The sequence below is a fragment of the Erwinia plantamica genome, assembly GCF_043420595.1.
GTDB lineage: Bacteria > Pseudomonadota > Gammaproteobacteria > Enterobacterales > Enterobacteriaceae > Erwinia > Erwinia aeris.
In genome coordinates, this window is record NZ_JBGCUC010000004.1 from 25,934 (window position 1) to 51,343 (window position 25,410).

The following is a 25,410-nucleotide window of genomic DNA, read 5'->3' on the forward strand; positions in this document are numbered from 1 at the left end:
CCGCTCTTTTTTTATGCAAGGCGGTCACTGTAAAGGTGTAAACGAGGGATCAGCGAAAAGAGCTTTTTTGCTTCCGGTTTAAATCGATGCACGATCTTACCGGCATCGTAATTTAATAATTCGCCCAGCTTAGGGACGGATAAGGCATCGGGGCAGAGCACCAGCAAGGGAGAAGGGCAGGCGAGCTGCGTTTGTTTTTGCTGTTCCTTATTCCATACGCGGGCAATCGGCTGCACCTTGACCGGCCTTTTTATCTTCAGCTTTGCCGTAGCGGGCAGCGAATTAAGCATGGCGATCTCATCCTGTAATTTTTCCCCCCACTGTTCGCGCGTCCAGGGCGCCATAGCGCGACCGGAGCGCAGGCTTTTTTTCAGTTTTTCTACTATCTCTTCGCGGCTAACGTTTTTAATTATATGTTTATTTGCCCAGCCGAAACGCACGGAATCGGGCGCGTCGAGTAAAGAGATAGAGCGATAAGCGTTAAGCGTTATTAGCCCCCGCAAATGGCTGTGCACAAATTCAAAACGATCTTCGCTGGGCACGCCCGACTCTACCGTAATAATTTCCTCCAGCCGCTTTTTTAGTTTATTAACGGTCTCTACCTGCTGCCGTAAAGCATCGGCCTGTTCCGGTGAAGCCTCAAGGCAAATGGCGCCGGGCAGGCGAACGGCGGCCTTGGTGCTGACCGTTTCCGACTGGTGCTGCATATAAAGGCGGCCGTAGTGGGCGAGGGCCATGGCGAAGGCGGGCTGCGCCAGATGCTGCACGACGGCGATTTCCGTGACGGGATCGTGTTCCTGACCTTTTTGAACAGGCGGCAGTTCAAACACGCGGGCGGCCAGCAGGCGCTGCCCGGAAAGCCGCTGCGTAAGCTCGCCTAAAGCGGCCTGCAAATCCGTGGCGCAGCGGTGCAGATTTTCAACGGCGTCGTATCGACTCATCATATGTCCTTAGTTACAACATACTTATAAGAGGGTAGAGAGTAAAGATTAACTACGCAAGCGAGGGAATAAAGGAACCGGTCAGAAAGGGAATAAAAGCTGCCACGCTGAATGACCAGCGTGGCTGAAGATTTAAATCAGGAAATCTTCCAGCTTTTTACCCTGATCCAGCGCCTGCTTAATCACCGCTGGCGTACGGCCCTGGCCGGTCCATGATTTGGTTTCGCCATTTTCATCGGTATATTGATATTTAGCAGGACGTGGCGCGCGCTTGGCACGAGATTTACCTGAATTAGTTTCAGCTGCGGTCAGCTCGCTTAAATCGATACCGTCGTCCAGAAGCATCTGACGATATTTCGCCAGCTTCTCTTCTTTTTCTTTGATTTCAGAAGCGATAGCCGCTTCTGCATCACGACGTTCGTTAACGACTGCTTCGAGTTTTTCCAGCATCTCTTCCAGTTCAGATAAAGAAACTTCACGAGCCTGTGCACGAAGAGTTCGAATGTTATTTAGTACTTTCAGAGTTTCGCTCATAAAGGAATCCGTAGCGTTAAGTTAGTTAAAAAACATAATCAGTGTATGTATCGTAGGACAGTGTACATAGAATTGCCTCAGTTAAAAACACTAAATCTCAAAAAAAATCCTTAATTACGCGACTTTTTCATATTTTTTGCAAAATAGCGCCGGCAGAATGACGCTATATTTTTTTATGAATGGGAAAATTCTTAACGCCATACTGAAGTGTGACAATAAAAAGGCACGTCAGGCTTATCAAACACCTCTACAATTACAGCGCCGAAGCGCACGGGTAAAGAGAGCTGATTTAATCTGCTGTAACGGCATCGTAAGAAATTTTTGCAAGCTGCCAGCAGGATTGTTTATCGGCCTGTTATGCTGCACGGCTTTAAACTCTGCCGCCAGGTAAAATCAGTAAAGCCGCCGCTTATAATGAAAGCGGCAAAGATAAAAATATCAGGATACAAAGTTGCCCTGCTTCGCCTTGCCCGTTTCACTAATTATCGTCAAATTCATCCGTTCGGCTTATCTTTGTAGTTACAACATACCTTTAGTCAGGTTTTTAAAGGTGGCGTTAAGTCCGCTATTACATGCAGCTCCTCTGTGGCTTTAAAACAGAGAACTAAAGCTTTATAGCTCGGGCAGGTAATAACCAGCGATACTGGTACGGTTTGTTTTGATGTGCCAGGATAAACTTATCTGTTTCAGCAGGATAAATTAATGCACGCCTCTTTTTTACGCTGGCCCGTTCTCATTCTGTTGTCTGCGCTTGTAGTAAGCCTTCTTGAACAGCTACGGCTGCCCGCCGCGCTGCTGCTTGGCCCCATGCTGGTGGCGATTGTCTTTGCCGCTCGCGATAAGCCGGTGATCATTGCCAGACCGCTCTTTTATTTAGCGCAGGGCGTGGTGGGGTGCATGATCGCCCGCGCCATGCCGCCCTCAATATTTACAGAAATAGCCGCAAACTGGCCGCTGTTCGGCGCGGCTATTTTCTCCGTTATTATCGCCAGCGCGCTGTCGGGATGGTTGTTAACCCGCTGGCAGGTGTTGCCAGGCTCAACGGCAATATGGGGATCGTCGCCCGGTGCCGCTGCAGCAATGACGCTGATGGCGGAAAATTATGATGCCGACGTGCGGCTGGTCGCCTTTATGCAATATCTGCGTGTGGTTATTGTCGCGGTGCTGGCTACCTTCATCGCACGTATCTGGGCGCCTTCGCCAACAGCCTCGTCAGCTTCGGCGTTTGCCATTATTCAGCCGGTGGCATGGCCCGCGTTCGGCGCCACTTTATTAGTGATTGTGGCCTGCGTGGGAATTAGCCGCCTGTTAAGGCTGCCTGCGGGCGCTTTATTAATTTCGCTGGCTGGCGGACTACTGGTGCAAAATACCCACTGGGTAAAACTGGAATTACCGCCTGTTTTACTGATGACGGCCTATGCTTTGATTGGCTGGAGCATCGGGCTGCGCTTCAATCGCGCTATCCTTATCTATGCGGCAAAGGCGCTGCCGCGTTTGCTGCTGGCGATATTTAGCCTGGTGGCCGTTTGCTGCGGGCTGGCTTTTTTACTGGTACGTTTCGCCGGTATCGATCCTTTAACCGCTTACCTGGCAACCAGCCCCGGCGGCGCCGACTCCGTAGCCATTATTGCCGCGTCCAGCCATGTCGATCTTTCCTTTGTTATGGCCATGCAAACCGGGCGTTTTATGGTGGTGCTGCTTACCGGGCCGCTTTTAGCTAAATGGTTAGCGAAGCGGGCAGGCGCGCGGCAGCTGACAGGCAATAAAAAGCCGGACTAAAAGTCCGGCCCTTGTTTTTTTATCAGGCTTCCGGGAAAGGCATGGTGCTGCCCGGCGCTTCCCGATGAATATGCAGGAAGGTCAGATGACGCTCGTACTGATCGAGAATGTCATTGATGATCTGCTCTTTGGTATAGTCCATCAGATCGTTGCCCTGCGTACCCTCAAGCAGGAAGGTTTCCAGACGGAAATAGTCCGACTTGCCGCTGCGGGCGCGATAGGTAAACGCCGGTACGGAGTAGCGCTGCGGCCAGATCTGATACAGGAAGCTCTGCTCGTCGCCCAGGTTGACCACCATTTCCAGATGGTTGAGGCGTTCATCCTCCAGCGGCGGCAGCTCGCTGACCTGCACCTTAGCACCGCGTCGCTCCAGCTCCAGCGCGACTTCTTCCATCGCTGGTCGACAAACATTATCCAGCATCTTTTTCGTATGCGTGCTGCCGGGATAGTTCATCACGCGGGAGATACGCTGTTTCCAGTTCAGGCGATCCTCGCGGGAAACCGGCGCTGGCGGCGTGCTGACGATGGTACTGGCGCGGCGGTGATCTTCCACGCGCAGCGACTTATAGAGACCGGCCATCACAAAGAAAATCACAAAGCTGAAGGGCAGACCCATAATCACCGTGGTTTTCTGTAGCGCGGTCACGCCGTTAACCATCAGCATACCCAGCGTCAACAGGCCAATCGCCAGCGACCAGAAAATACGCAGCCAGTTAGGCGCATCGTTATTGATGTCGCTCAGCTTCGAGGTAAAGTTGCCCAGCACCAGCGAGCCGGAGTCCGCCGAGGTGACGTAAAAGAGCAGGCCGGTGATAGTGGCTACAGAGGCGCTGAAGGTAAAGGCAGGATACTGCGCCAGCAGGCTGTAGAAGCCGCGTTCCGGGTGAGCCAGCGTTTCCTGCGCCAGCGCGGTGTTGCCGTGAATAATTTCATACAGCGCGCTGTTGCCGAAAATCGACAGCCACAGCAGGGTAAAGATAAACGGAATGGTCAGCGTGCCCACCACAAACTGGCGGATGGTGCGGCCGCGTGAAATTCGCGCCAGGAACAGGCCGACAAACGGCGACCAGGCAACCCACCACGCCCAGAAGAACAGCGTCCAGTTGTTCATCCATTCGGTAGGGCGGTCGAAGGCAAAACTGTTCAGCGTCATGCCCATAAAGCGGTTGATATAGTCGCCAACGTTCAGCACCAGCGCATTAAGCAGGAAGCTGGTGTTACCCATGCACAGCACGAACAGGATCAGACCCAGCGCCAGCAGCACGTTAAGTTCCGACAGCAGACGGATCCCTTTATTCACGCCGGAAGTCACCGAAATAGTCGCCATAATTACCGACAGCGCAATCAGCGCTGCCTGGGCCGTCAGCCCTTCCGGCACGTCAAACAGCACCTTCAGACCGTAGTTCAGCTGCACCACGCCAATCCCCAGCGTGGTGGCGATACCGAAAATAGTCCCGATAACCGCCGCGATATCCACTGAATGGCCGATAGGGCCGTTGATCCGCTTGCCGAAGATAGGGTAGAGCGCAGAGCGGATAGTCAGCGGCAGGCCATAACGATAGCTGAAGTAGCCCAGCGCGATGCCCATCAGTGCGTACATCGCCCAGCCGGTTAAACCGTAGTGGAACAGCGTCCAGACCATCGCCTGTCGCGCTGCCTCCAGCGTCTGCCCCTGGCCTTCCGGCGGCATCATATATTGCGTGACGGGTTCCGCTACGGAGAAAAACATCAGATCGATGCCGATGCCGGCGGCAAACAGCATCGCCGCCCAGCTCATCAGGCTGAACTCCGGCTTGGACTGCTCCGGGCCGAGCTTGATAGAACCAAAACGGGAAGCGGCAATCAGCACCACAAAGACGATATAAACGGTGGCCGCCAGCAGGTAATACCAGCCGAACGTATTGGAGACCCATTGCAGGGTATTATTTATCCAGCGATCGGATAAATCGGTAAAAAAGATAGTGGCAAGCGAGAACAGCAGAATTAACGCTGCTGAGGTATAAAAGACCACGGGATTAATGCGGTCTTGCTGATCTTTCCTGGGTATTTCAGTCGTCGGCATAGATTCTCCGAAAAAATGCTCAAGAATAAACCCGGTTTTCACAAAGCGTGCCTTAGCGCATACTGGGAAACATCCGCCGCATATCCGCTAACTACACTGGGGAACCGCTCGGGCAGGTAGTTTATGAGGTTGATCTTTGTCGATTATTTAGCTGTTTGCTCTGTCTCCTTCCTTCAATTGTTAAAAAATAAGCTCCACATGATAGTTTTTATTGATTGAGCATTCAATTAAAAATAACAAAGCGGTAAATTCATCGCATCAGACCTTATAGTTTCTGTGCGTTATTGGTTTTGGCTTTTACTCTAATAACCAGCACCGCATGGAAGGGCGTAGCAATAATTAAAAACTTATGCTGCAATGATTAACGAGGCTTGCAAAAGCAAATAAGGAATTATGATGACTGAATATGCAATTATCGCGGGTGGCTGTTTCTGGTGTACCGAAGCCGTGTTTAAACAGATTAACGGCGTGGAATCGGTAGAGAGTGGCTACATTGGCGGCCACGTTGCCAACCCGACTTACAAGCAGGTCTGCACGGGCGAAACCGGCCATGCGGAAGCTATCCGCCTGGGCTTCGATCCGGAAAAAATCAGCTACGGCGAGCTGCTGGATATCAGCTTCGCGACCCATGATCCAACCCAGCTAAACCGTCAGGGTAACGATATCGGTACCCAATACCGTTCGGCGATTTTCCCGCTGAATGAAACGCAGGCGGTGGAAGCCAAAGCGGCTATCGCGCGCGCGCAGGCGGAGCTGGCGGAGCCGGTGGTAACGACCATCGAAAGCGCCAGCGAATGGTATCCGGCGGAAGATTATCATCAGAACTATTGGGAAGGCGAAGGGCAGGAAAACCGTTATTGCCTGGCCGTGATCCCGCCAAAACTGCAGAAGCTGCGCAAGCACTACGCCAGCCAGAATAAATAAGGCCTTACTTCTGAAAGCGGGCAGCCAGCCCGCTTTTTTTACAGCTTTTTACTGCGCAGGCGGAAACCGGTCATCAGCGCCAGCAGCAGCAGCAGCGTAATAAAACCGGCAATGCCCGGCCAGCCGAAATGATGCCAGAACACGCCGCCAAGCGTACCCGCCAGGCTCGATCCCAGATAGTAGCTAAAAAGATAAAGCGAAGAGGCCTGTCCTTTGGCACGTCTGGCGCGCGGGCCTATCCAGCCGCTGGCAACGGAATGCGCCGCAAAAAAGCCGGCCGTAAACAGCATCATGCCCGGAAAAATCAGCCATAACGTATTCGCCAGCGTGATCAGCACGCCAGCCAGCATCAGGGTCACCGACGCCAGCAGCACCGCCGCCCGGCCGTATTTAGCGGTCATCGCGCCCGCTTTCGGCGAGCTCCAGGAGCCGGTGAGATAGACCACGGAAAGCAATCCTACTACCGCCTGGCTCAGCGACCATGGCGGTGACAGCAGCCGGTAGCCAATATAGTTAAACAGCGTGACGAACGCGCCCATCAGCAAAAAACCTTCTGCAAACAGCAGCGGCAGGCCGCTGTCGCGCCAGTGCAGCCGAAAATTGATCAGCAGGCTGCGCGGCCTTAGCGAGGCGGGGCGAAAATGGCGCGAGGGCGGCAGAATTTTCCAGAACATCAGCGCCCCCGCCAGCGCAAAGCAGCCAATAACCGCGACCGCGACTCGCCAGCTGGTAAAATCGGCGATCACGCCGCTTAACAGACGGCCGCTCATGCCGCCGATGGAGTTGCCGCTAATATACAGGCCCATCGAAAAGGCGATGGCGCTGGGGTGGATCTCTTCGCTCAGATAAGTCATTCCCACCGCCGCCACGCCGCTCAGCGCCAGGCCGGTCAGCGCCCGCATCAGCAGAATGCCGTGCCAGCTGGACATGCCTGCCGACAGCAGCGTAAACAGCGCGGCCAGCATCAGCGCCGTCACCATAACGTTTTTACGGCCGACCGCATCGGAAAGCGGGCCGGTTACCAGCAGGCCCAGCGCCAGCAGACCGGTAGAGATAGACAAAGAAAGGCTGCTGGCGGCAGGCGAAACGCCGAATGCCTGCGACAGAATGGGCAAAATGGGCTGTACGCAATACAGCAGCGCAAAGGTGGCTAAACCCGCAGAAAACAGTGCCAGCGTCACGCGCATAAACTGCGGCGTGCCGCGCTTAATGTAGATTTCGGCGGGTGGGGTAACGCTTTCTTCTGCGGTAACGAGTCGGGTCGCAACGTTCACTGCCTGTCCTTAAACGTAGAAAAGTTGATGTTAATTTTATGTAACATTGAGCAGGTTGTATAATCTATTAATCCTCTCGATTGAGATTTTTAAGATATGAATATTGAGCTTCGTCATCTGCGCTATTTTATTGCCGTCGCGGAGGAGCTGCACTTTGGTCGCGCCGCTCAGCGTCTTGCCCTTTCCCAGCCGCCGCTCAGCCAGCAGATCCAGCAGCTGGAGCAGCAAATTGGCGCCAGGCTGCTGGCCCGCACCAACCGTAGCGTACGGCTCACGCCTGCTGGCGCCCAGTTTCTGGTCAGCGCCCGGCAAATCCTGCAAAACGTGGCCGTAGCGGGCGATAAGGCCGCCAGGCTGCATCGCGGGGAAGAGGGCACGCTGCGGATCGGCTTTACCTCCTCCGCGCCGTTTATTTCTGCGGTTTCCGACGCGCTGTTCAGCTTTCGCCAGCGCTACCCGGACGTGCATTTACAGATGCAGGAGATTAATACACGCCAGCAGCTGGCTCCGCTGCATGAAGGACGGCTGGATCTGGGCGTGATGCGCAATACGCCGCTGCCGGACACGCTGGAGCACCGGCTGCTGCTGCGGGAACCGCTTTGCGCCGTGGTTCATCGCGCGCATCGTCTGGCCGGGCGCGGCTCTGTCTCGCTGCGCGAGCTGGCGGCTGAACCCTTTGTTTTTTTCGATCCCCAGGTAGGCACGGCGCTCTACAGCGAAACCCTGACGCTGCTGGAGCGCTATGCCGTCCGGCCCAATATTGCTCAGGAAGTGGGCGAGGCGATGACCATCCTCGGGCTGGTCGCCACCGGGCTGGGCGTTTCGATCCTGCCCGCGTCGTTTCGTCGGGCGCGGCTGGAGCAGCTCAGCTGGCTGACGCTGCAGGAAGAAGATGCGCTGTCGGAAGTCTGGCTGGTATGGCAAAAGCAGGGCGAAATCAGCGCCGCTACCCAGCATATGCTGAGCCTGATGTTAAGAAACGATGAGTTGTAATGATCAAGTAGCTAAGCGTTATTCTGTGCTGTTAATCACAATAAAAATCAAAGCGTTGACGAGCCAGCGGAACTGTTTCACCATGAGTAGAGATTTATTTTGAGGCGCGAAAATAAAGTGATAGCCGATAGTCAGCCTGGCCATATCGATCAGATCAAACAGACCAATGCGGGCGTGGTGTATCGCCTGATCGACCGCTACGGCCCGATATCGCGCATTGCCCTGTCGAAAAAAGCACAGCTGGCCCCGGCAAGCATCACAAAAATCGTGCGCGAGATGCTGGAAGCACATCTGGTGCAGGAAACGGAGTTTCAGGAAGCGGGCAGCCGCGGCCGCCCGGCTGTCGGCCTGGTGGTGGATACGCCGGCCTGGCACTATCTTTCCGCCCGCATCGGCAACGGCGAGTTCACGCTGGCGCTGCGGGATTTAAGCAGCCTGCTGGTGGTGGAAGAGGTGCGGCCGCTGCCCGTTGACGATCCGCAGCCGCTGCTGTCGCGCATTATTAATGAAATCGACGCCTTCTTTATTCGCCACCAGCAGAAACTGGAAAGGCTAACCGCTATTGCCATCACGCTGCCGGGCATTCTCAATGCGCAAAAAGGCATCGTGCATCGCATGCCTTTTTACCGCGTCAGCGATATGCCGCTGGGCGAGGCGCTGTCGGCGCGTACCGGCCTGCCGGTTTATATCCAGCACGATATCTGCGCCTGGACCATGGCGGAAGCGCTGTTTGGCGCCTCGCGCGATCTTAGTAACGTTATCCAGGTCGTTATCGATCACAACGTCGGCGCGGGCGTGATTACCGGTGGCCGCCTGCTGCACAGCGGCAGCAGCACGCTGGTAGAGATAGGCCATACGCAGGTCGAGCCATGGGGCAAACAGTGTTACTGCGGCAATCATGGCTGCCTGGAGACGGTCGCAAGCCTGGAAAGCGTGCTGGAGCTGGCCGCGCAAAAAATGCAGGCCGCGCCGGACTGCCTGCTGCATCAGCAGCCGCTTACCGCCGCGTCGCTTTGCGATGCCGCGCTGGCGGGCGATCCGCTGGCGAAAGGGATTGTCACCGGCGTCGGGCATCACGTGGGTCGTATCCTGGCAATTATGGTTAACCTCTTTAACCCTGAAAAAATAGTTATAGGATCGCCGCTTAATCGCGCCAGCGAAATCCTCTATCCCGCCATTGCCGATTGCGTGCGCCGTCAGTCCCTGCCGGTTTACGGCCAGCATATCGCCATCGAACCTACCCAGTTTTACAATCAGGGCACCATGCCAGGGGCCGCGCTGGTCAAGGATGCGCTCTATAACGGCACGCTGCTGGTGAAACTTCTCCAGGGCTGACGCCACGCCCTTTATTACGCAAAAGATTGCGCTAACGCAAGCCTCACTCCTGTTCGCTACCCTAAGATGTTGCGTCTTAATTGTTAATTATTGTTTATAAATTATCGACAGAATCGGAGCGTAGAGAGAGTATGTTAAAGCGTTTATTTGTCACTGGCACCGATACAGAAGTGGGTAAAACAGTGGTCAGCCGCGCACTCTTGCAGACGCTGTCCGAAGGGGGGCGGCGGGTGGCTGGCTATAAGCCCGTCGCCAAAAGCAGCCAGCAAACCGATGAGGGGCCGCGCAACAAGGACGCGCTCGTGCTACAGGCTTCTTCTTCCGTTACGCTTCCTTATTCCGCCATTAATCCGCTGACCCTGCTGGATGATGAGATCAGCACCAGCCGCGATGCCGTTATCAACTACCAGAAGCTGAGCGAGAGCCTGCACGCGCTGTCAGCCCAGGTTGATTCCGTAGTCGTGGAAGGCACCGGCGGCTGGCACAGCCTGATGAACGATCTGCGTCCGCTTTCCGCCTGGGCGGTTGATGAGCGGCTGCCGGTAGTGATGGTGGTCGGCATCAAGCTGGGCTGCATCAGTCATGCGCTGCTGACGGCGCAGGCGATAGCCAACGACGGCCTGCCGCTGTTGGGCTGGGTCGCCAACCGCATTAATCCCGGTCTGGCGCATTATGCGGAAATTATCGACGTGCTGAGCCAAAAAATTCAGGCACCGCTGCTGGGCGAGCTGCCTTACCTGCCGAAACCGGAACAGCGTGAGCTGGCCCGCTATCTGGATTTGAGCGTGCTGCGTCAGCCATAGCAACTGCCGCCGTTCCCCTTACGTTTTCTTTTCTGCCTGCCGCTGCAGCACCTGCTGTAGCGGTTTTTTTATCGCGCCAGCGCACAAACAGGAAACATCCGGCGCCAATCCAGGCCAGAATAAGAACGGACAACACTAAGGAGCGGTATGACTGAAACAGCACACACCGGGGTGAGCCATCGCCACTGGATACTGATCGCCGCGATGCTGGCGATGTTTATGGCGGCCATTGAGGTGACCATCGTCGCCACGGCCATGCCCACCATCGTGGCGGAGCTGGGCGGATTTTCACAATTTGGCTGGGTTTTTTCCGTTTATCTGCTGACTCAGGCGGTCAGCGTGCCCCTTTACGGCAGGCTTGCCGATCTGTGGGGAAGGAAACGCGTCTTCTTTATCGGCACGTCGTTGTTCCTTCTTGGCTCGGTACTGTGCGGTTTCGCGCCCGCCATGAGCTGGCTGATCCTGTTTCGCGCCGTTCAGGGGCTGGGGGCGGGCGCAATTATGCCGCTGACCGCGACTATTATCGCCGACGTCTACTCGCCAAAAGAGCGGGCGGGTATCCAGGGCTGGCTCTCCAGCGTCTGGGGCGTGGCGGCGGTGGTCGGGCCGCTGACCGGCGCCTGGATAGTGGCGCATTTCAGCTGGTCGCTGGTGTTCTGGGTTAACGTGCCGGTAGGGATCGTTTCGATGCTGATGCTGGCGCGCTGGTTTCCGGAATCGCGAGGTGAAACGCGACAGAGGCTTAACCTGGCGGGCAGCGGCTGGCTGATGCTGACGGTCAGCGCGCTGCTGACGGCGCTGCTGCAGGCACAGCTGCTCGGTAACTGGGCATTTGTGCTGTCTGGCGTCGCCATACTGTCGGCTTTTATGCTGGTACGGCATGAAAAAAGGGCGCCCGCGCCGCTGTTCCCGTTGGTGATATGGCGTAGCCGGACAATCGTGGCGGGCAACCTCGGCAACCTGATTATCGGCGCGGCAATGATGGGCATCAGCGCATTTTTGCCCACGTGGATCCAGGGCGTTAACGGCGGCACGCCGCTCCAGGCAGGCAGCGCGCTGGCGATGATGTCGATCGGCTGGCCGCTGGCCAGTACGCTCAGCGGCAGGCTGATGCTGCGCACCTCTTACCGTTTCACCGCCCAGCTTGGCTCGCTGCTGCTGATTGCCGGTACGGCGCTGCTGCTGACGCTGCACGTGGACAGCGGCATTAGCTACGCGGGGGTCGCCGCGTTCGTTATTGGCACCGGTATGGGCATGACCAGCACCACGTTCCTGATCGCCGTGCAAAACAGCGCGGAGTTTTCAGTACGCGGCATTTGTACCGCCTCGGTGATGTTCAGTCGCCTGCTGGGATCGGCGGCAGGCACGGCGGTCATGGGCGCCGTGCTCAACTATAACCTGGCGCAGCGGCTGCCGCAGCACGACGATCCGGTGCAGCAAATTATGGCGCAGGCGCAGAGAGAGGCTTTATCGCAAGGGAGTTTGCAGCATGTGATTAGCGAGGTGGCCAGCTCGCTGCACTGGGTGTTTGCCGTTTCGTTGGTCATCGCCTTCGCCAGCCTGGCGGTGGCGCGGTTTATCCCGGCGAAGAAACCGGAATAAAGAAAGGGCCGCGCAGGCGGCCCTTATCCATCAGGAAGAAGGGGCATCCTGAGAGGTGCCGGCGCTGGCCGGTACGGCTGCGTCGCTATCGCCGTTGCGTTCACGCTTGTAGACTATTTTTTGCGAATCGTTTTCACAATGGCCTACCACCTGACCGCCAGCCTGATCGGCCTGGTCGCTGGGCACCACGTCCAGCGTAAAGCCGGAAGCAGGCACGCCGTTATTGATAATTTTCTGATTAATGTCCGCTTTAACCGTCTCACAGGAAGCCTGTACAGCCAGCGGAGCGGCGACCATCAACGCCGGTAACAGCCATTTTATCGCTTTCATCGTCCTTTCCTTTTGCCTGAAAATTACGCTAACTATAGCAGCTATCCGCTATCAGGGCGCGACGGGACGTCCGCTGCGGCGATCCAGGCAGCGCAATGTGCTCGGCTCCCAGTAGGCATTAACGTTCAGGCTCTGCTCACAGGCGTCGCGAGTATCAATGGCGCGGTCAGCCTTATCAAAATTCTTTTCCACGCGCTGATTCACTTTGCTGCGCAGACGATGGGTTTCATCCCACTGCTCTTTCTCCTGGCGGGCCTGCTCTTTAGTCAGCGAGCTGTCGCCGTCCTGAATGATCAGCCTGTCCGTTCTTGCTTCGGCGGTCTGCTGAAAAGAGGCCAGCGCGCCAAACAGAACCAGCGGCAGCGCAGCCCTGACCAGCGTAGATTGCCAGAAAGTCATCTTTTTCATCATCAATTCCTTATTCCTGTTTTACAGCCGCGCGGCTGCATCGAACGCCGCGAATAGTATATCATCTGCGCGCGCGGGCTAACCAGCCGACTTGCGCATCCGTTTAGCCTGTAGTGAGGAAACATGCTGCTGAAAACCGTCCTGCTTTTTTTTCTGACCGCGCTGGCCGAGATCGTCGGCTGTTTTCTGCCCTGGCTGTGGCTACGCAAGGGTGGCTCCGCCTGGCTGTTGCTGCCCGCGGCGGCCAGCCTGGGGCTGTTTGTCTGGCTGCTGACGCTGCATCCGGCGGCGAGCGGGCGCGTCTATGCGGCCTACGGCGGCGTATATGTGGCGACGGCGCTGCTGTGGCTGCGTTTTGTGGATGGCGTAAAGCTAAGTCATTACGACTGGGCGGGCGCGGCAATCGCCCTGGGCGGGATGCTGATTATCGTGGCCGGTTGGGGAAGAGGGTAGCAAATCAGAACAGGCCCGGCAGAAGGTAGCCGCCGGGCCAGATAGCACATTACGACTTATGCACTTTCAGCCCGGCCAGGGTTTGCGCGACCGGCATCATTTCCAGCGTGTTGATATTGACATGCTTCGGCAGCGTGGCAACCCACCAGACCGCTTCAGTCACGTCTTCGGCAGTCAGCGGCTCGGTGCCGTCGTAGACGCTATCGGCCTTAGCGTTATCGCCTTTAAAGCGCACGTTGGAAAACTCCGTGCCGCCCACCAGTCCCGGCTCAATATCGGTCACGCGCAGAGCGGTGCCGTGCAGATCGGTGCGCAGATTCAGGCTGAACTGCCGCACGAAGGCTTTAGTCGCGCCATAAACGTTGCCGCCCGCGTAAGGCCAACTGCCGGCAATCGATCCCAGATTGATAATATGGCCCACGTTGCGCTCAACCATCGCCGGCAGCACGGCGCGGGTCATATAGACCAGCCCTTTATTATTGGTGTCGATCATCGCTTCCCAATCGTCCAGGCTCGCTTTATGCGCGGGTTCGATGCCTAACGCCAGCCCGGCATTATTGACCAGCACGTCGATATTGCGCCATTCGGCGGGAAGCTGCTCCAGCGCCTCTTCAATGGCCGCACGGTTGCGGACGTCAAGCTGTAGCGTATAAAGGTTGTCGCCCAGCTCCTGTTTCAACGTTTGCAGACGCTCCTGACGACGGCCGGTGGCGATTACCTTGTGTCCTTCACGGATAAAGCGTCGGGTAATGCTTTCGCCGAATCCGGCAGTGGCACCCGTAACAAATACGATCATCTCACTGTTCCTCAACGCATTTTGGATTCTCAACACGATAACACTTCAGATCGATTCTGATAAGAAGGATTGGTTATGGTTGATAATACAGGCTGCACGATCGAGGTGCATTCTGCGTAAAAACGCCAGAAAACGGTGCAATGGCACAGGGAAAAACTGCTCGCTGCGCAAGAAAAAAAGGCAGGCAATCGTTTGCTGATTGCTGCAATCGGTTGCGCATACGATTGCCTCGATTCATTCAGGGTTTCTTAATGCATCCATATTTAAGTAACTGATAAATAGCATATAAATTCCGATTATTAATGTGGCACAGCAATTGCAACTCTGAACGCAGGCCGTTCACTGATTGCCGAAGACTTGTTCAGAAGGAAGCGCTATGCCATCCATCACCGCCATTCGCGGCAGTTTTTTTGATATCACCGCACCGGTCAGCCAGCCTGAAGAACTGCCGGCCCACGCCCGCTACATTGAAGACGGCCTGCTGCTGCTGCGCGAAGGCGAAATTCTTTCGCTTCAGACGTGGGAAGCGGGGCAGCATCAGCTCGCCGCCGGGCAGCCGATAACCGACTACCGAGGCAAGCTTATTGTGCCGGGTTTTGTCGACAGCCATATTCACTATCCGCAAACGGAGATGATCGGCGCTTTCGGCGAGCAGCTGCTGGAGTGGCTGCAACAGTACACTTTCCCGGTAGAAAGCCAGTATCACTGTCCGCAGCACGCGGCAAAGATGTCGGCCTTTTTTCTGCACCAGCTGCTGAGTAACGGCACCACCACGGCGCTGGTTTTCGGCACCGTGCATCCGGAATCGGTGGATGCGCTGTTCAGCGCGGCCGAAGGGTTGGGAATGCGTCTGATCGCCGGGAAAGTCATGATGGATCGCCATGCGCCGGACTACCTGACCGAGACGCCCGAACAGAGCTACCGGCAAACCCGCGAGCTGATTGAGCGCTGGCATAATCGCGGGCGCCTGAGCTATGCGCTGACGCCGCGCTTTGCGCCAACCTCTTCGCCAGCGCTGCTGGAAAAGGTCAGGCAGCTGAAGGAAGCCTATCCGGATATCTGGCTGCACACCCACCTGAGCGAAAACCCGCAGGAAGTTGCCTGGGTCAACGCGCTTTTCCCCGAGCGCGACGGCTATCTGGACGTGTATCACCATTATCAGCTGACGGGCCGCCGCAGCGTCTTCGCGCACTGCATCCATCTGGAGGATAGCGAGTGGGACTGCCTGCATCAGACTGATTCGGCAGTCGCCTTCTGTCCTACTTCTAACCTGTTTCTCGGCAGCGGCCTGTTTAAGCTACAAACCTGCTGGCAAAAAAACGTCAGGCTGGGCATCGGTACGGATGTCGGCGCGGGCACCACTTTTAATATGCTGCAAACGCTGGGCGAAGCCTACAAGGTCGGGCAGCTACAGCAGTATAAAATGGCCGCCTGTGAGGCGTTCTACCACGCCACGCTCGGCGGCGCGCAGGCGCTGGATCTGCATCATAAGATCGGTAACTTCCAGCCCGGCAAAGAGGCGGACTTCGTGGTGCTCGATCCGGCCGTCTCGGCGCTGCAAAAGCTGCGCTGCGCCAACAGCCGCGATATCTGGGAGAAACTTTTTGTGCTGATGACGCTGGGCGACGATCGCAATATCGCCTGTACCTGGGTCAACGGCAAACTGGTCTGGCAGCCGCAGAGCGAGGAGAAAGCCGCATGATCCAGTTTTTACTGAACCAGACGCTGGTCACCGAGCAAAGTCTCGATCCTGAAACCACCGTACTGAACTATTTACGCCAGAACCAGCGCCGCTGCGGCACCAAAGAGGGCTGCGCTTCGGGCGACTGCGGTGCCTGTACGGTCACGTTGGGGCGCGTCGAGGCGGGCAAAATGGTGTATGAAACCGTCAACAGCTGCATCACCTTTGTCAGCAGCCTTCAGGGCAAACAGCTGATCGCCGTTGAGGATCTCCGCCAGGGCGACGAGCTGCACGAGGTGCAAAAAGCGCTGGCGACGTGCCACGCCTCGCAGTGCGGCTTTTGCACGCCGGGTTTTGCGATGTCGCTGTTTACGCTGCAAAAAAACAGTGAAGGCTGGCGGCGGCAAGAGGCGGAGCAGGCGCTGGCGGGCAACCTGTGCCGCTGCACCGGCTATCGGCCGATTATTGATGCGGCGCGTCAGGTCTGCGAACGGCCGCAGCCGGACAGCTTTGCGCAGCGCGAGGCGCAGACGGTGGCAAAACTGATGGCGATCCACAACGGCGAAGAGCAGGAGCTGGCGTTCAACGGCAACCGCTGCCTGCTGCCGAAAAGCCTCGATCGCCTGGCGGAACTGCTGCTGGCGCATCCGGAGGCGAAGCTGCTGGCGGGCGGCACGGATTTAGCGCTCCAGGTGACGCAAAGCTATAAACCGCTGCCTTTGGTTATCGCCCTGGATCAGATAGCAACGCTGAAAGCCTGTCGGGAAGAGGAGCAGGCGATTGTGCTGGGGGCGGGCGCTTCCCTTCAATCCTGCGCCACGCTGTTGCGGCCCCATATTCCTGCCTTCGCGCAGGTGCTGGAGCGTTTCGCTTCGTTGCAGATCCGCAATCGCGGCACGCTGGGTGGCAATATCGCCAACGGCTCGCCCATCGGCGATACCCCGCCGATGCTGCTGGCGCTCAACGCAACGCTGACGCTTCAGCGCGGCTCGCAAATCCGCACGCTGCCGCTGGATGAATTTTTCGTGGACTATCGCAAAACTGCGCTACGGCCCGGCGAATTTATCCTGTCAATCAGCGTGCCAAAAGTGACCGCGTCACAACATTTCCGCGCGTGGAAGGTGTCCAAGCGGCTGGAAGATGATATTTCCGCCGTTTTCGGTGCATTTATGCTGGAGCGCGACGCCGATGGCCGGGTAACCGCCGCGCGTATCGCCTTTGGCGGCATGGCGGCAACGCCAAAACGCGCCGTCCATTGCGAAAGCGCGCTGGTGGGCAAACCGCTGACGCAGCAGTCGCTGGCGCTGGCCTGCCGTGCGCTGGAGCAGGACTTTACGCCGCTGAGCGACTTCCGCGCCAGCGCGGCCTACCGGTTACAGGTAGCGAAGAACCTGCTGCGTCGCTATCACGCTTCGCTTACGGAAGAACTAACCCTGCTGGAGGTAACAGACTATGTCCAATAATCGTCCCTTAGTGGCGGCTGACGTTATCGCCCGGCAGTATCAGGCTGGCATTCAGAGCGGCGTCGGCAAAAGCAATAAGCACGAGAGCGCGGATAAGCACGTCTCCGGCGAGGCGATCTACATCGACGACAGGCTGGAGCTGCCGGGCATGCTGCATCTCTGTCCCCGCCTTAGCGAGCATGCGCACGCCCGCATCCTCAGCATAGATACCGAACCCTGCTACGCCATTCCCGGCGTGGTCAGCGTGCTGACCTGGCAAAGCGTGCCGGGCGAAGGGGATATCGGGCCGCTGGAGCCGGGCGATCCGCTGCTGGCAAAAGACGTCGTAGAGTATGCCGGACAGATCGTGCTGGCGGTGGCGGCGTCAAGCCCGCAGGCGGCCCGCCGGGCGGCGGAAGCGGCCATCATTGAGTACGAGCCGCTGACGCCGGTGCTGGACGTCAAAGAGGCGCTGGCGAAAGCGCATTTTGTGCAGCAGCCGCACGTGCACCAGCGGGGCGACGCGGAAGCCGCGCTCGCTCGCGCCAGCCATCGGCTTCAGGGCGAGTTCCACATCGGCGGCCAGGAGCATTTTTACCTGGAAACGCAGATTGCGCTGGTGTTGCCGGGCGAAGACCAGTCGCTACAGGTTTTTTCCTCCACGCAAAACCCGACGGAAGTGCAGAAGCTGGTAGCGTCGGTGATGGGGATCACCATGAACAAGGTGACGATAGATATGCGGCGGATGGGCGGCGGCTTTGGCGGTAAAGAGACGCAGGCCGCCGGCGTTGCCTGCCTGTGCGCGGTAGCGGCGCGGCAGACGGGCAGACCGGTGAAAATGCGGCTGGCGCGACGTGACGATATGCACATAACCGGTAAGCGGCATCCCTTCTACGTGCGCTATGACGTAGGGGTGGATAACGATGGGCGCTTCTGCGGCGTAAAAATCGATCTGGCCGGCAACTGCGGCTATTCGCTGGATCTCTCTGGTTCTATCGTCGATCGCGCCATGTTTCATGCCGACAACGCCTACTATCTTGGCGACGCGCTGATCACCGGCTATCGCTGCCGCACCAATACGGCGTCCAACACGGCCTATCGCGGCTTTGGCGGCCCGCAGGGCATGGTGGCGATTGAGCAGATCATGGATCATATCGCCCGCGAGCTGAACCTCGATCCGCTTGAGGTACGCAAACGCAATTATTACGGCAAAGAAACGCGTAACGTCACGCACTACCACCAGCAGGTGGAAGGCAATTTGCTGGAGGAGATGACCGCGCAGCTGGAGGCCAGCGCGGACTATGCGGCCCGCCGCCGCGAAATCACCGCCTTTAATCACGGCAGCGCTTATCTGAAACGTGGCCTGGCGCTGACGCCGGTGAAGTTCGGCATCTCTTTTACCTCCAGCTTCCTTAATCAGGCGGGCGCGCTGATCCTGATCTACACCGACGGCACCGTACAGCTTAACCACGGCGGCACGGAAATGGGCCAGGGCCTTAATACCAAAGTTGCGCAGATCGTGGCGGAAGTGCTGCAAATCGACGTCGATCGCATCCAGATCACCGCAACGGATACCGGCAAAGTGCCTAATACCTCGCCGACGGCCGCCTCAAGCGGCACCGATCTTAACGGTAAGGCCGCCCAGAACGCGGCGCAGATCCTGCGCGACCGATTAACGGCTATGCTGTGCAGCCTGCATAACTGTAGCGCTGAGCAGGTCAGCTTCAGCAACGGCATCGTCAAGGCAGGCGAAAAACATTTCACCTTTGCGGACGTGGCGCAGCTGGCCTGGCTGAACCAGGTGCCGCTTGCCGCGACCGGCTACTACAAAGTGCCCGGCATTCATTACGATCGTGAAGCAGGGCGCGGCACGCCTTTTTACTACTACGCCTTTGGCGCGGCCTGCGTGGAGGTCATTGTCGATACGCTGACCGGCGAATATCGGCTGCTGCGGGCGGATATTCTGCATGACGTCGGCGCCTCGCTGAACCCGGCGATCGATATTGGCCAGGTTGAGGGCGGCTTCGTGCAGGGCGTGGGCTGGCTGACCAGCGAGGAGCTGGTGTGGAACGAGCAGGGCCGCCTGATGACCGACGGCCCCGCCAGCTACAAAATTCCGGCGATTGGCGACGTGCCTGCGGATCTGCGGGTTACGCTGGTGGAAAACCGTAAAAACCCGAAAGACACGGTGTTTCATTCCAAAGCGGTGGGCGAGCCGCCGTTTATGCTGGGGATAGCCGCCTGGTGCGCACTCCAGGATGCCGTAGCCAGCGTTGGCGACTACCGTCAGCACCCGCTGCTGGATGCGCCCGCCACGCCGGAAAGGGTCTTCTGGGGGGCAGAAAAAATGAGGGAACATAATGCGACCTGACGACTGGATTAAAATACTGGCCTCGCTACACGAAAAGCGTGAGCCCTGCGTACTGCTGACGGTGCTGGAGGAAAAAGGCTCGGTGCCGCGCGACAGCGGCAGCAAAATGATTGTCACCGCCGGGCAATCTTTTCTGACCATCGGCGGCGGCCATCTGGAATATCAGTGCATCGCCCTTGCCAGAGAGATGCTGACGACGCGCAGCAGCGAACCGCGTAGCGAGCATTTCAACCTGGGCGCCCGGCTTGGACAGTGCTGCGGCGGCATGACCTCCGTGCTGTTTGAGCCGTTGATCCAGCCGCAGCCGCAGATAGCGGTGTTTGGCGCAGGCCACGTAGGCCGGGCGCTGGTCACCATTCTGGCGACGCTGCCCTGTCATGTCTGTTGGGTAGACGAGCGTAAAGAGCAGTTCGTTCAGGTGCCGGAAGGGGTGACGATCTGCTGCCCGGAAGATCCGCGCGACGCGGTGAAACAGATGCCGCCGGAAAGCTATTACGTGGTGATGACCCACCATCATCCCACCGATCTGGCGCTCTGCGAGGCGATCCTGACGCGCGGCGACTATCGCTACTTTGGGGTGATTGGCTCGGCGACCAAACGTCAGCGGTTTGATTATCGGCTGGAGGGCAAGGGCTTCAGTCGCCAGCAGCTGGATACCCTGCGCTGCCCGATTGGCCTGCCTGACGTGAAAGGCAAGCTGCCCGCCGAGATTGCGGTAGCGGTAGCGGGTGAGATTATTGCCTGCTATGGGCAATAAAACGGCCAGCATGGCTGGCCGGGAAAAGGAGAAGCGCGTCAGGTCACGCGATAAAATCTGATTGACTGATTATTTGAGGTTATCAGGAAAATTCGCAGGCAGCTCGCTGGCCGCACAGTCAATCACGCTGTCGTTATCGGGTCCGCAGTCGCGGATAAACGTGATCGTCGCGAACTCATCGATAATTTCCGTTGGATAAGCCGGGCCGGCTTCGCGATAGCGTTCCATTTCCGCAATATGCTCGTTCTGGAAACAAACGGTTTTTTGCGGGTCATTCATGACCCAGCGCGGGAAGAAGATGGTGCCGTGAAACAGGCGGTCGCCCAGGTTAGCTATCAGGCTGACGTCGGTGCCGGTCGGCTCCGTCCAGGAAATTTTATAGCTCTCCTCGCCGACACGCACGATATAAGCCCGCTGATCTTTCACCCAGCGGTTGCCGACCATGCCGCTGTGAATACGATAATCCAGCGTCTGCTCGTTCTTGACGTAAATTTCGTAATTCCAGCCGTTGTCGTAGGTATAAACCAGGTGTTTACCGATAAAGCCGCTCAGGTCATTTCGATCGAATTTCATCTTATCCTCCTGTGTTTTTTGACACTTTATCGGTTTATTTTCTGAATTAATAACGCTAATTTTAAGTCAAATTCATCTGATAATTAAATCAATCATGCATAAAACGACGCTGGAACAGTGGGCGCTGCTGGAGAAAGTGGTGGAGTCGGGCAGCTTTGCGAAAGCAGCGGAGGCGACCTGCCGCAGCCAGTCTTCGGTCAGCTACAACCTCGCGCTGCTGCAGGAAAGGCTGGGCGTGGCGCTGCTGCGGCCTGAAGGGCGGCGGACCGTACTGACGGCGGCGGGCGAGCAGCTGCTGGCGCGGGTCAGACCCTTGCTGAAAGCGTTCTGGTATGTGGAAGCCCATGCCGCTCTGTTGACCACGGGCGTGCGGACGCGCCTGGATTTAGTGGTGGATGCCATTTTCCCGCGCGGGCGCCTGTTTACCATTCTGCGGCAGTTTCAGCAGCAGCATCCGCATACGCAGGTAAACCTTACCGAAGTGCTGGAAAGCAACGCGGCAGAAAGGCCGGAAGCGGACGTGATGGTGCTGACGCGTCGTCAGGATCTGACCGGTCGGGGAGAATGGCTGATGAATATTGATTTTGTCGCGGTGGCGCATCGCGATCATCCGTTGCACCAGCAGGCGGCACCGCTGAGCGGCGAGGATCTGGCGGCTTACCCGCTTATCCGCATCGCAGAGCGGGAATCCGACGGCCAGGACGACAGCCTCGATGTGGCCGAATGCTGGACTTTCTCCACCATTGATGCCGCGGCGGAGGCCGTGATCGCGCAGGTCGGCTACGGCTGGCTGCCGGAAGAGCGTATCGCCTCGCAGCTGGCTGCCGGCACGCTGAAAATTCTTCCCATGACGCACGGCGGCAGACGTGCTACACCCTTACATCTGATTGTTAAAGATTTATCATCGGACGATCGGCAAATCCAGACGCTGACCAGGCTGTTCAGCATGCCTGCCTGATGCCGCCCGTTTCGCCTATTCGGAGAGTCGATAAGGAGTCATGCCATGCCCACTAATCCGTTCAGCCAGCCCAGCCCGCTGCCGTTTCAGGCGCCGCCTTTCGATCGCATTACCGAAGCCGACTATCGTCCGGCGCTGGAAGAGGGAATGCGGCAAAAACGGGAAGAGGTAGAGCGCATCGCCAACAGCGCCGAGCCGCCGACCTTCGCCAATACTTATCAGGCGCTGGAGCAGTGCGGACTGATGCTCCGGCGCGTGGAGAGCGTGTTTAACGCCATGACGTCAGCCAACACCAGCGATCTGCTCCAGCAGCTTGACGAGGAGATGTCGCCACGGCTGACGGCGCTGGAGGATGATATCCGGCTAAACAGCCAGCTGTTTGCACGTCTCGACAGCGTTTACCAGCAGCGCCAGAGCCTGGGGCTGGACGACGAATCGCTGCGCCTGGTGGAAGTAACCTGGCAGGCGTTTCAGCTCGCCGGGGCCAGCCTCAGTGACGACACAAAAGCGCAGCTGAAGGTGCTGAATCAGCAGGCGGCCACGCTGACCACGCAGTTCACCAATAAGCTGCTGGCGGCGACCAAAGCGGGCGGGCTTGCCGTCAACGATGCGGCAGCGCTGGCAGGGTTAAGCGAGGCCGAACTGAGCGCGGCCGCCGCAGCGGCGCAGGAGAAAGGCCTGCAGCCGCAGTGGCTGCTGGTGCTGCAAAACACCACGCAGCAGCCGGCTCTGCAAAGCCTCAGCAACCGCGACACGCGGGAGGCGCTGTTTTCGGCTGCCTGGCAACGGGCTGAAAAGGGCGACGGCAACGATACCCGCGCGCCGATCGCTAATCTCGCCAGCATCCGCGCGCGTCAGGCGCAGCTGTTGGGGTTTGCCAGCTATGCCGACTGGAAGCTTCAGGATCAGACGGCCTCAACTCCCCAGGCCGCCCTCGATTTTATGCGTGCCATCGTGCCTGCTGCCACCGCGCGTGCTAACCGCGAGGCGGCGGATATTCAGGCGGTGATTGACCAGCAGCAGGGCGGTTTCCGCCTTCAGCCCTGGGACTGGCTGTTCTATGCCGAACAGGTGCGCAAGGCGAATTACGATCTGGATGAAAACCAGATCAAACCTTACCTTGAGCTGAATAACGTACTGGAAAACGGCGTATTTTGGGCAGCCACCCAACTTTATGGCATTACCTTTAAGGCGCGCAGCGATATCCCGGTTTACCATCCCGACGTACGCGTCTATGAAATTCTGGACGTCGATGGCGAACCGATGGCGCTGTTCTATACCGACTATTTCAAGCGCGACAACAAGGGCGGCGGCGCGTGGATGGGTAATTTTGTTGAACAGTCCACGCTGCTCGGCACTAAGCCCGTTATTTATAACGTCTGCAACTATCCCAAACCGCCTGAAGGGCAGCCCGCGCTGCTCGCCTGGGATGACGTGATTACGCTGTTCCACGAGTTCGGCCACACGCTGCACGGTCTGTTCGCCGAACAGCGTTATCCCTCGCTTTCCGGCACCGCCACGCCCAGGGATTTCGTTGAGTTCCCCTCTCAGCTTAACGAACACTGGGCCAGCGATCCGCAGGTATTCAGCCATTTCGCCCGCCACTATCAAACCGGCGAGCCGATGCCCACGGCGCTGCATAAGAAAATCATCAACGCCAGCAAGTTCAATAAAGGCTACGACATGACCGAGCTGCTGGCCGCGGCGCTGCTGGATATGCACTGGCACAGCCTGGCCGCTGACCAGCAGGAGCAGGACGTCGCCACTTTTGAACAGCAGGCGCTGGAAGCCGAGCAAATCGCGCTCGCCGCCGTGCCGCCACGCTATCGCTCCAGCTATTTTCAGCATATCTGGGGCGGCGGCTATGCGGCAGGCTACTACGCCTATCTGTGGACGCAGATGCTGGCCGACGACGGTTTTGTCTGGTTCAGCGAGCACGGCGGCCTGACGCGGGAAAACGGCCAGCGGTTCCGCGACGCCGTTCTGTCGCGCGGCAACAGCGGGGATCTGAAAGCGCTGTATGCACAGTGGCGAGGCAGAGAGCCGGAAATCGAAGCCATGCTGATTAACCGGGGATTAAAAGAAGAAGGCTGACGGCGTCTTCAGCGCGACGGCAGCCACCGTCGCGCTGGCGTGAGTCAGGCGAAAGGCCCGCCCTGAATGGTGTCGCACATGCCCTGAAGAATGCGCTCGCCGGTTTCGCTTTGCAGTTCCCGATACCACTGCTCCGTGACGGCCATATCCTTGCCGTGCGTAACGTCGCAGCGTTTGCGGGCTTTCAATACCAGATCCTTCACGCGTCCGGCGCGCCGGGCCTGATAGCGCAGCAGCGCGTCTTCAATACCCATCGAATGCGTTTGCAGGCAGTTTGCCAGCACTACCGCATCCTCCATTGCCGCGCAGCCGCCCTGACCAATATCGGGCGTGGTGCTGTGCGCCGCATCGCCCAGCAATGCCACGCGGCCTTTTACCAGCTGAGGAAACGGTTCGATATCATGGATTTCCACACGGTTGGTGGTGGCCGGATCGATCTGCGCAATCAGCTTCTGCACCGGCGCGGCCCAGCCTTGAAAATAGCGTTGCAAATCGGCGCGCAGCGTGCTGCGATCTTCCGCCAGCCCCGGCGGCAGCGGCACGTCAAAGAAAAAGTAAAAGCGGTTGTTCGCCACCGGCATCAGCGAAACGCGCTTGCCTTCGCCGACAAAGGTCGTCCACTGCCGGGCTGGCGCGATGCTTTCGTCCAGCGCCACCAGCCCGTTCCAGTTAACATAGCCCGCGTAGCGCCGCGGCACGGTTTGTCCCAGCACGTAAGGACGGACGGCGGAGTGCGCGCCGTCGCAGGCAATCAGCAAATCGCCCTGCGCCTCGCTGCCGTCGGTAAAAAAGGCCGTCACGCCCCGATCGTGCTGTTCCACGCTCGCCACGCGTTTGCCGAACCGTACCCGGTCAAAGCCATAGTGTCCCAGCAGCATGGACTGTAATTCCGCGCGCGCGACCGGGTAAGGGCGCTCGCCGGACTCGGCAATCAGCGGCGCCAGGCTGAACTGCGTCAGAGGATTGCCCGTCCGCGCATCATGATAGGCCATGGTCTGCATCATGCCGCCCAGCGCCCGCAGCTGCTCTTTCATGCCCAGATAATTCAGGCACTTCACGCCGTTGGGCCAGATGGAGATGGCCGCGCCGACGGGCTTAATTTCTTTTACCGCTTCAAATACTGCGGTTTCGATACCAAAACGCTGCAGCGCAATGGCGGTGCACATGCCGCCGATCCCCGCGCCCATAATCAATGCTTTCATCTGTTTCTCCTTCAGGCTTCCCTGGAGGCTTTGCAACTTTTGTACCAGTTGCGCCGTCCGGTTCGCGCGGGGTGAAACAATCTGAACTATACAGGCGT

The 25,410-nt window shown here is 57.8% G+C and carries 22 protein-coding genes; 13 read left to right on the top strand and 9 right to left on the bottom strand.

Annotation, left to right across the window (positions count from 1 at the left end; genetic code table 11):
- Window positions 1-11: 11 nt before the first annotated feature.
- The gene (tus, locus tag AB3U87_RS04855) at window positions 12-941 is read right to left on the bottom strand and encodes a DNA replication terminus site-binding protein (RefSeq protein WP_301250958.1); all 930 of its coding nucleotides are present in this window, start codon (window positions 939-941) and stop codon (window positions 12-14) included.
- A 132-nt stretch (window positions 942-1,073) separates the two neighbouring features.
- Window positions 1,074-1,475, bottom strand: coding sequence for an H-NS family histone-like protein (locus AB3U87_RS04860; protein WP_125290095.1), 402 nt, complete (start codon window positions 1,473-1,475; stop codon window positions 1,074-1,076).
- Window positions 1,476-2,177: 702 nt separating this feature from the next.
- On the opposite strand from AB3U87_RS04860, the gene AB3U87_RS04865 reads away from it, so the two are divergent.
- Window positions 2,178-3,254, top strand: a complete 1,077-nt coding sequence (locus AB3U87_RS04865) for an AbrB family transcriptional regulator (protein ID WP_253454345.1) — start codon at window positions 2,178-2,180, stop codon at window positions 3,252-3,254.
- Window positions 3,255-3,276: 22 nt separating this feature from the next.
- Here the strand turns inward: AB3U87_RS04865 and AB3U87_RS04870 are convergent, their stop codons facing one another.
- Entirely contained in the window at window positions 3,277-5,316 is a 2,040-nt protein-coding gene (locus AB3U87_RS04870) for a choline transporter (protein WP_253454344.1), read from the bottom strand.
- Between the two features lie 393 nt (window positions 5,317-5,709).
- Here AB3U87_RS04870 and msrA point away from each other — a divergent pair, with 393 nt between their 5' ends.
- A complete protein-coding gene (gene msrA, locus AB3U87_RS04875; RefSeq protein ID WP_253454343.1) occupies window positions 5,710-6,240 on the top strand; it encodes a peptide-methionine (S)-S-oxide reductase MsrA in 531 nt (176 codons plus the stop codon).
- A gap of 38 nt (window positions 6,241-6,278) precedes the next feature.
- Here msrA and AB3U87_RS04880 read toward each other — a convergent pair whose 3' ends face one another.
- Window positions 6,279-7,514, bottom strand: coding sequence for an MFS transporter (locus AB3U87_RS04880; protein ID WP_394148590.1), 1,236 nt, complete (start codon window positions 7,512-7,514; stop codon window positions 6,279-6,281).
- Window positions 7,515-7,610: 96 nt separating this feature from the next.
- On the opposite strand from AB3U87_RS04880, the gene AB3U87_RS04885 reads away from it, so the two are divergent.
- The 4 genes from AB3U87_RS04885 to AB3U87_RS04900 all read left to right on the top strand — a co-directional run bounded on the left by AB3U87_RS04885 (window position 7,611) and on the right by AB3U87_RS04900 (window position 12,247).
- The gene (locus AB3U87_RS04885; protein ID WP_394148591.1) at window positions 7,611-8,507 is read left to right on the top strand and encodes a LysR family transcriptional regulator; all 897 of its coding nucleotides are present in this window, start codon (window positions 7,611-7,613) and stop codon (window positions 8,505-8,507) included.
- Window positions 8,508-8,624: 117 nt separating this feature from the next.
- Complete coding sequence (mlc, locus tag AB3U87_RS04890) at window positions 8,625-9,842, top strand: sugar metabolism global transcriptional regulator Mlc (protein WP_301729609.1); 1,218 nt, start codon at window positions 8,625-8,627, stop codon at window positions 9,840-9,842.
- 131 nt (window positions 9,843-9,973) lie between these two features.
- Window positions 9,974-10,645, top strand: a complete 672-nt coding sequence (gene bioD, locus AB3U87_RS04895; protein WP_253454340.1) for a dethiobiotin synthase — start codon at window positions 9,974-9,976, stop codon at window positions 10,643-10,645.
- A 147-nt stretch (window positions 10,646-10,792) separates the two neighbouring features.
- Window positions 10,793-12,247 (top strand): MDR family MFS transporter, encoded by a 1,455-nt coding sequence (locus AB3U87_RS04900; RefSeq protein WP_394148594.1) that lies wholly within the window; start codon window positions 10,793-10,795, stop codon window positions 12,245-12,247.
- 30 nt (window positions 12,248-12,277) lie between these two features.
- Here the strand turns inward: AB3U87_RS04900 and AB3U87_RS04905 are convergent, their stop codons facing one another.
- Together AB3U87_RS04905 and AB3U87_RS04910 are read right to left on the bottom strand one after the other, a co-directional pair.
- Window positions 12,278-12,577: a DUF1161 domain-containing protein gene (locus tag AB3U87_RS04905; RefSeq protein WP_253454338.1), complete on the bottom strand. Its 300-nt coding sequence runs from the start codon at window positions 12,575-12,577 to the stop codon at window positions 12,278-12,280.
- A 51-nt stretch (window positions 12,578-12,628) separates the two neighbouring features.
- On the bottom strand, window positions 12,629-12,976 hold the full coding sequence (locus AB3U87_RS04910) for a DUF1283 family protein (RefSeq protein WP_253460987.1): 348 nt from the start codon (window positions 12,974-12,976) through the stop codon (window positions 12,629-12,631).
- 132 nt (window positions 12,977-13,108) lie between these two features.
- On the opposite strand from AB3U87_RS04910, the gene AB3U87_RS04915 reads away from it, so the two are divergent.
- On the top strand, window positions 13,109-13,438 hold the full coding sequence (locus AB3U87_RS04915) for a YnfA family protein (protein WP_301250949.1): 330 nt from the start codon (window positions 13,109-13,111) through the stop codon (window positions 13,436-13,438).
- 49 nt (window positions 13,439-13,487) lie between these two features.
- Here AB3U87_RS04915 and ydfG read toward each other — a convergent pair whose 3' ends face one another.
- Entirely contained in the window at window positions 13,488-14,234 is a 747-nt protein-coding gene (gene ydfG / locus AB3U87_RS04920; protein ID WP_394148596.1) for a bifunctional NADP-dependent 3-hydroxy acid dehydrogenase/3-hydroxypropionate dehydrogenase YdfG, read from the bottom strand.
- A 376-nt stretch (window positions 14,235-14,610) separates the two neighbouring features.
- On the opposite strand from ydfG, the gene guaD reads away from it, so the two are divergent.
- The 4 genes from guaD to xdhC are packed head-to-tail and all read left to right on the top strand — an operon-like array spanning window position 14,611 to window position 20,485.
- Entirely contained in the window at window positions 14,611-15,936 is a 1,326-nt protein-coding gene (gene guaD, locus AB3U87_RS04925) for a guanine deaminase (protein WP_301250947.1), read from the top strand.
- Window positions 15,933-17,378, top strand: a complete 1,446-nt coding sequence (gene xdhA, locus AB3U87_RS04930; protein WP_394148598.1) for a xanthine dehydrogenase small subunit — start codon at window positions 15,933-15,935, stop codon at window positions 17,376-17,378. The genes guaD and xdhA overlap by 4 nt, the downstream gene beginning before the upstream one ends.
- Window positions 17,368-19,728, top strand: coding sequence for a xanthine dehydrogenase molybdopterin binding subunit (gene xdhB / locus AB3U87_RS04935; protein ID WP_394148600.1), 2,361 nt, complete (start codon window positions 17,368-17,370; stop codon window positions 19,726-19,728). The genes xdhA and xdhB overlap by 11 nt, the downstream gene beginning before the upstream one ends.
- The gene (xdhC, locus tag AB3U87_RS04940; protein WP_125290082.1) at window positions 19,718-20,485 is read left to right on the top strand and encodes a xanthine dehydrogenase accessory protein XdhC; all 768 of its coding nucleotides are present in this window, start codon (window positions 19,718-19,720) and stop codon (window positions 20,483-20,485) included. The genes xdhB and xdhC overlap by 11 nt, the downstream gene beginning before the upstream one ends.
- A gap of 69 nt (window positions 20,486-20,554) precedes the next feature.
- Here the strand turns inward: xdhC and AB3U87_RS04945 are convergent, their stop codons facing one another.
- Window positions 20,555-21,058, bottom strand: a complete 504-nt coding sequence (locus AB3U87_RS04945) for a phenolic acid decarboxylase (protein WP_125290081.1) — start codon at window positions 21,056-21,058, stop codon at window positions 20,555-20,557.
- A gap of 94 nt (window positions 21,059-21,152) precedes the next feature.
- Between AB3U87_RS04945 and AB3U87_RS04950 the strand changes: the two genes are divergently transcribed.
- Both AB3U87_RS04950 and dcp read left to right on the top strand, forming a co-directional pair.
- Entirely contained in the window at window positions 21,153-22,016 is an 864-nt protein-coding gene (locus AB3U87_RS04950) for a LysR family transcriptional regulator (protein ID WP_394148603.1), read from the top strand.
- Between the two features lie 45 nt (window positions 22,017-22,061).
- Window positions 22,062-24,110, top strand: coding sequence for a peptidyl-dipeptidase Dcp (gene dcp, locus AB3U87_RS04955; protein ID WP_253454332.1), 2,049 nt, complete (start codon window positions 22,062-22,064; stop codon window positions 24,108-24,110).
- Window positions 24,111-24,154: 44 nt separating this feature from the next.
- Here dcp and hpxO read toward each other — a convergent pair whose 3' ends face one another.
- Entirely contained in the window at window positions 24,155-25,312 is a 1,158-nt protein-coding gene (gene hpxO / locus AB3U87_RS04960) for an FAD-dependent urate hydroxylase HpxO (RefSeq protein ID WP_253454331.1), read from the bottom strand.
- Window positions 25,313-25,410: the final 98 nt, after the last annotated feature.